Here is a 5,836-nt window from a genome sequence, read left to right on the forward strand (position 1 = left end):
GCCACGGCCAGGCGGGACGCGTCGAGCCCCTCGTCCGCGCCGTTCCGCGTGATCCATTGGGCGGTGGCGTAGGCCTGCTCGATCGCGACCGGGTAGCGGGCCTCGGGGGAGCGGTCGTACTCGACGAAGACCACAGCGGCGTTCGCGCCGACGGCGAGCTCGCGCACCAGCCGGTCGTGGGTGCCGGCGTTGCCGAGGATCCAGCCGCCGCCGTGCACGTACAGGATCGCGGGCAGTGTGCCGGACGCGCCGGCGGGCTTGACGATCCGCACCCGCACGTCGCCGGCCTCGGCCCGCACCGTGATCCACTTCTCGTCGATCTCTGGCTTGTCGACCGGGGCGGCCTGGATGTCGTCCAGCACCTTGCGTGCGCCGTCGGGACCCAGCTCGTACAGGAACGGGGGTTTCGAGGTCGCGTCCGCGATCTCCTGCGCCGCCGGCTCCAGGATGTGCCTGCTCATGATGTTCTCCTCTCTTCGTGGTGAGTCTGCTCACCTCCACGGCTTTGCATTTCCTCGCGGAAGTCAATCTTTCGGTGGGTTCCGTCGCACAGCGGTTTGTTGCCGGAATGGCCGCAGCGGCACAGCGTCATCCTGTTGCGGGTCTGCAGCGGCAGGCCGTCCGCCCGCAGGACCGGCACTCCACCGGTCACCCACAGTGCGCTGGCCAGCCCGTTCTCCTCCTCGAGGACCGAGATGGCCTGCGGGAGGTCGGGCTCGATGGAGTCGCCGCCGCGTTGGAGGGCGTAGCTGTACGACCCGGAGGGGCAGTGGTCGATCCGGCCCATGACGCTGGAGCGGACGTCGCTGTCGCCGGTGTCGGCGAGCATCTCGGCGATCGGCCTGGTGCGCCCGATGCAGAACGCGGCGTGGATGCACAGCTCCCCGACCCGTTGGGCCGAGATGCCCACGCCGTCGTGGACATGCTGAAGCTCCTCGTACGGTCGGACGCCGGCGGTTTCCGTACCGTCGAACCCGATCAGGGCGTGTGTCCCGTCGCAGAACGGCTTGGAGCCCGAGCGGCCGCAGCGACACAGCGCGTAGGTGTCCTCGGTCGCCAGCGTGTCGCCGGTTTTCCAGGTCAGCGCGTGGTCGTCCGCGGAGACGATCTTGCGTTTGCGTCTGAGCGGGACGGCGCCGTACACGACGTATGGGCCGTCGGGGAGTACGACGATCCGCTGCCGCTCGCCGATGCTCCACCGGCGTAGCTCGGGTGCCACGTATTCGAAGGTGGGGCCCGCTGTCGTGCCCTCCTCGTCGGGCATCCGCATCAGAGCCTGGGCTTGCGCCTTGAGCGCGTACATCGTGCCGGTGGCGACCGCGAGCAGCTTCGGGCTCCCGTTGAACGCCTGCTCGAGCAGATGCAGGATCGCGCAGTAGGTGTGGTTGAACTCCTCCTGGGCGGTGCGGATCTCGCTGCCCGGAGCGTGGTCGGCCAGTCGCGGGTTGCGCCTCATCGGGTGTACGCCGGCCAGGTCCACGGAGACTGCCTCGCCGGTGGGCCCGGATTGCGGGGTGTCGCCGCGCCGGTAGCGCCGGCCGGCCTTGAGCTCCTGGAACCGGTAGTAGTGTGCGACCTCGTCCCGTTCGGGGTGGAAGACGTCCTGGTCGCCGTCCCAGACCTCGCCGCGGGCCGTGCCCTCGCCCTGCTCGACGATCTCCTCCAGCGCGGCCAGCGCGGAGGCGAGGCCGTCGACGGCGATCAGCCTTCCGGCGGTGTGCCGGAAGTGGGCGGCGCTCACCTGGCGGGCCGGGTCGCCGCAGAAGACCTCCCGCTCGCCGAGCCGGTCGCACAGGTGGCGCAGGCCTTGTTCGATTGCGTCGTAGAACTGCCCGATCGTCTCGTAGCCGTCGCCCTCCGCCGGAGCGCCGGGAGGTGCCGGCTGCTCGATCCGCAGGAACATCGCGAGTGCTTCCGGCCCGAAGGGAACCAGCGACAGTTCCAGCGAGCGGTCGCCGTGGGGCAGAGGCCGGGGATGCGGCGGCAGCATCCGCGGTGTGTCCAGCCGCGGGCGGCCGCCGACGGCGTTCAGCAGGTTCGCGGCCAGCGCCAGGTGGAGCATCTCCTCGGCGAAGACGCTGCCTACCACGTCGACGGCTTCCGGGTTCCGCTCCGGGTCCAGCGAGTACAGCGCGCACAGGTACGGCGGCAAGGTCGCGTGTTCCAGCTCGATCGCCCACTGAAGGTGCTCACGAAGGCTTTCGAGCGTGTCGATCCGTGCCGGCGCGACGGCGGCAGGCAGTTCTGGGTGGTTCACGAATTCTCGCTCCGGCTGTCGTTGGGGTCCGGCGGCCTCAGGCACGTCCGCCAGATCCCGGGTCGTCTTCCAGCGCCTCGACCGCGCCGAGAAGGCCGCGGAGGCCGACTTCCTCGCGCTGGACGTCGGCCGGATCGAACAGCCACTCGGTGACCGGCAGGCGCATGGCCTCCTCCGGATGGCTCGACTCGGCCATGGTCAGCTCCGCCACGACCTCGACCTCGAGTTCGTACAGAGAGTCGTCGTCCCTGGTGGGGATGGTCATCATTCCTCCGCGCCGCCGATTACCACGATCTTCATGACAAGCCTTCCTGTACGCCGGGGCAGCGGTTGGCCTCCGGTCGCCAGCTAAGACCGGGCAGCCCTCCTGACTGTGACAGCTCCAGCGAGAAAGTCTTCGACGCAGCAAGGCCGTGGACCTTCCGACAGCTGTGGGCGTCTCCCATTGCCGGGCCGGCCACTGTCCGGTCTCTTTTGCGATGGCGATGATCCTTTCGAGTTCGGCGTACGCCGTGCCGTCCGGCTCCCCGGGCTGGGAACTACGCTCTAGTCGTTTTCAGGTGGAGATGATCGGCGCCGTCAGTGATATGGGAATCGGAGGACGGGGAAGTGAGTCACACGGAAATGATCATGTCGTCGCGGTCTTTCCTCGAATATCGGGCAATGTTCGCGATCGACGACCCTGACCTGGACGGTGTCATTCTCGACTGCGGTGGCGGCGCGTCCAGCTTCGTTGCCGAGGCCGGGGCGATGGGGGCCCGCGCCCTGGCGGCGGACCCGCTGTACGCGCGTGGCGCCGCCGTGCTCGCCGACCGTCTGTCGGCCGACCTGGAGCAGGGCAACGCGATGATCGGCGCGAACGCGGACCGGTTCGTGTGGGAGTGGTACGGCTCGGCGGAAAGACGCCGGGAGATGCGCCTCAACGCCAGGAGCGACTTCATGGCCGATATTCGCCGGCGGCCCGGCTCGTACCTCGCCGCCGGTCTGCCGCACCTCCCGCTGGCTGACGAAAGCGTCGACATGGTGCTGTGTTCACACCTGCTCTTCACCTGGGCCGGGCAGTTGGACCGGGAGTGGCACCGGGCGGCGATCATGGAAATGAGCCGGGTCAGCCGGGGCGAGGTCAGAATCTTTCCCCTGGTCCGCCTGGGTGACGGTGAGCCGGTCGCCTTCCTCGACGCACTTCAGGCGGATCTGCGGGCCGAAGGTCTGGTGTGCGCGGTGCGCAAGGTGCCCTATGAGTTCCAGCGCGGCGCCGACCACATGCTGACCGTTCGCCATCGACGTCAAGCCCGTCCAGGCGGACCCGGCGGCGGCGACCGTGGTCACAGTGAGGCGCGGCCCGGCTGCGCACCGTGAACGCCGTCCCAAACATGGCAACCGCGGGTCAAGAATCATCGCAGGTCATCGGTATTACGCTGGCCAGGTGGGGATGGATGCTGATATGGCCTCACCTGACACGACCCTTCCGGCGATTGTCGTGATCGACGCCGCCGGCACGGTGATCGGCTGGTCGCAGGCCGCGGAAGAGCTCTTCGGATATCGGGCCGCTGATGTCCTCGGTCGTTCCAGCACGTTCGTCATGTCCGGCGACCTCGAGGCAGGCGACCAGGAGCAGTGGTACAGCCTGGTCGAGGCCCGTCACCGCGACGGCGGCAGCCTCCTCGTGCGGGTCGGAGGTTCCCGGCTGCTCACACCAGGGGAGAGAGCGGCCTGGCTCCTCTCGGCGACGCCGGTGAGCGCTGAGGTCCCCGGGCGAGCGGGCAGGCTGCTGGAGCCGATCATCAACCGCTCCCCGCTGGCGGTGGCCGTTTGGGACCGTAACCTCCGATGCCTCTGGCTGAACCCCGCGGCGCAGCGCCTGCGGTCGGTCTTCCCCCACTACGAGGTCGGTCGCTCGCTCGCGGAGCCCCTGCCGGGGGCCGACACCGAGGCCGCTCAGGAGGCGATGCGGACAGTGCTCGCCGAGGGCGTCCCCATGATCGACCGCGAGGAGATCTGGACCTCGGCCGACCAGCGCGAGGAACGCACCCTGTCGACCTCACTCTTCCGCCTCGAAGGCCCGGACGGCCGCCCATTGGGCGTGTGCACGCTGACCATGGACCTCAGCAACAGCCGGGCGCGCAGCCGCCTGGCCCTGATCCGCGAGGCCAGCATCCGGATCGGGAGCACGCTCGACGTCCAGAAGACCGCACAGGAGCTGGCGGACCTGGCGGTGCCGGTCCTCGCCGACTACGTCACGGTCGATCTCGCCGAATCGGTCCTGCCGGAGGACGCGCCCCTGCAACGGCTGGCCGCCACGGACGCGAGCATCCCCGTGTTCCGCCGCGCGGGCGTGGCCTCGATCCATCAGGGGTGCCCCGAATCCCTCTGGCCGCTCGGGGAGACGGTCTTCGTCCCTCCGTCGTCCCCCTTCACCGAGGTCCTGGCCTCGGGCCGGTCCCACTTCGAACGCGTGCTGGACACCTCGCCCGGCACCTGGCTCGACCAGGACCCGGAGCGGGCGGAGATCATTCACGACACCGGGATGCACACGCTGATCATCATTCCGCTCAAGGCCCGCGGCGACATCCTGGGCATCACCGTGTTCGTGCGCAACGACAACCCGGCGCCGTTCACCAAGGACGACCTGATTTGCGCGGAAGAGCTCGTCGCCCGCGCCGCGCTGAGCCTCGACAACGCCCGCCAGTACACTCGCCAGCGCACGGCCGTCCTGGCGCTGCAGCGCAACCTCCTGCCGCGCCGCCTGACCGGCACCGGCGCCCTCGAGGTGGCCTCGCGCTACCTGCCCTCCGGCATACACGACGCCGTCGGCGGCGACTGGTACGACGCGATCCCGCTGCCCGACGACCGGGTCGCCCTGGTGGTGGGGGACGTGACCGGGCACGGCATCAACGCCGCGGCGACGATGGGACGGCTGCGCACCGCCGTGCGCACCCTCACGTACATGGGCCTGCCGCCCGACGAGCTGCTCGCCCACCTCGACGACCTGCTCGTACGCCTCACCGAGGAGGACGCGGGCCCCGACGGCTTCCCACTCGACCCCACCGGAGCCACCTGCGTGTATGCGGTCTACAATCCGGCCACCCGGCGCTGCACCATGGCCGGGGCCGGGCACCCGCCGCCCGCGGTCGTGACCCCGTCCGGCGACGTCAGTTTTCCCCGCCCGCCCAGCGGCACCCCGATCGGCCTGGGGCTGGGGTCGTACCAGTCGCTCGAGCTCGAGCTCGCCGAGGGAACGCTGATCGCCCTCTACACGGACGGCCTCATCGAGACCCGTACGGCCGACATCGAAGCGGGCATCGACCGCCTCGGCGCCGCCCTGGCCCAGGCCGCGCTCCCGCTGGAGAACTTCTGCACCTCGGTGATCCGCACCATGGTGGGCGAGGCCCACTCCGAGGACGACATCGCCCTCCTCGTGGCCCGCACCCGCGTGCCCTGAGTCGCCGCCATGAGAATGCGCGCTCCGGCCCGTGGCGTTTTCTGTCGGTGGCGCTGCCTACGCTCGGGGCATGGCGAAGGTCCATCAGCTCACCCGCCGAGACGCGCGGCGGGTGGCCGTCCGCGCCCAGCTGCTGC

At 69.9% G+C, this 5,836-nt stretch carries 5 protein-coding genes; 2 read left to right on the top strand and 3 right to left on the bottom strand.

Annotated elements, in window-relative coordinates; translation table 11 throughout:
* The 3 genes from AB0J09_RS54215 to AB0J09_RS54225 form a co-directional block, all read right to left on the bottom strand.
* Window positions 1–461: alpha/beta hydrolase fold domain-containing protein (locus AB0J09_RS54215; protein WP_360710058.1), on the bottom strand; the 461-nt coding region annotated here is incomplete at its 3' end.
* On the bottom strand, window positions 458–2,257 hold the full coding sequence (locus AB0J09_RS54220; protein ID WP_360710059.1) for a ferritin-like domain-containing protein: 1,800 nt from the start codon (window positions 2,255–2,257) through the stop codon (window positions 458–460). The genes AB0J09_RS54215 and AB0J09_RS54220, both read right to left, overlap by 4 nt.
* 37 nt (window positions 2,258–2,294) lie before the next feature.
* A complete protein-coding gene (locus AB0J09_RS54225) occupies window positions 2,295–2,522 on the bottom strand; it encodes a hypothetical protein (protein WP_360710061.1) in 228 nt (75 codons plus the stop codon).
* A gap of 344 nt (window positions 2,523–2,866) precedes the next feature.
* Between AB0J09_RS54225 and AB0J09_RS54230 the strand changes: the two genes are divergently transcribed.
* Together AB0J09_RS54230 and AB0J09_RS54235 are read left to right on the top strand one after the other, a co-directional pair.
* The gene (locus AB0J09_RS54230; protein ID WP_360710062.1) at window positions 2,867–3,616 is read left to right on the top strand and encodes a methyltransferase; all 750 of its coding nucleotides are present in this window, start codon (window positions 2,867–2,869) and stop codon (window positions 3,614–3,616) included.
* A gap of 85 nt (window positions 3,617–3,701) precedes the next feature.
* Window positions 3,702–5,699 (top strand): SpoIIE family protein phosphatase, encoded by a 1,998-nt coding sequence (locus tag AB0J09_RS54235; RefSeq protein WP_360710064.1) that lies wholly within the window; start codon window positions 3,702–3,704, stop codon window positions 5,697–5,699.
* The last annotated feature ends 137 nt before the right edge of the window (window positions 5,700–5,836 follow it).

The sequence above is a fragment of the Nonomuraea sp. NPDC049784 genome, assembly GCF_040659615.1.
GTDB lineage: Bacteria > Actinomycetota > Actinomycetes > Streptosporangiales > Streptosporangiaceae > Nonomuraea.

Coding starts and splice junctions, on each gene's coding strand:
- AB0J09_RS54225 (WP_360710061.1), bottom strand. CDS start 2,522: ATGACCATCCCCACCAGGGACGACGACTCTCTGTACGAACTCGAGGTC.
- AB0J09_RS54235 (WP_360710064.1), top strand. CDS start 3,702: ATGGCCTCACCTGACACGACCCTTCCGGCGATTGTCGTGATCGACGCC.